The sequence below is a fragment of the Shigella sp. SIG3 genome, assembly GCF_053555855.1.
The window spans coordinates 1-461 of record NZ_JBQZXE010000319.1; the positions used below are offsets into that span (position 1 = coordinate 1).

The 461-nt window shown below is 45.8% G+C and carries 1 protein-coding gene; it reads left to right on the top strand.

Features of this window, described 5'->3' with window-relative positions:
• Positions 1-108: 108 nt before the first annotated feature.
• On the top strand, positions 109-461 hold a 353-nt coding region (locus tag ACUU1I_RS21200; protein ID WP_449144947.1), incomplete at its 3' end, for a hypothetical protein.

A 461-nucleotide genomic window follows, 5' to 3' on the forward strand; every position in this document is an offset into this window, starting at 1 on the left:
GACAATAGTTTATCCAAACTGCCAAGCCCCTTTATTATAAGTAAGATCTGGTACTAAATAAGCGTTCTAAACCGCCCCGAGTAGGCGGCCTGACGGCTGCGGCTTGTCATGGCCTGTGATTACCGTTATAAAAACAGACAATATCATTGTCTTTCAGGTAGTTATATGGCCCGTTCAGCTAAACCACGCAAACGAAAACCTGCACCTCAAAGAAGCAAACTCCTCCGCTATGTCGTAAAACTTCACGAAGATGATTTTTTTGACGAAGAAGAAGCTGAGGTTCTGCGCTTTGATAATTTTGACGATGCCGTTGAGTGTTGCGCAGACCTGAATATTCCGTTCTTTGTGGATGCCGGAAACAAAAAACTGGTCTTCTGGTTTGTACGTGTTGATGACGAAGGGTATCCGGAAATTGCCCGCTGCACGGAGCGGGAATTTGCGACAATTCCTGCCGGTATCAG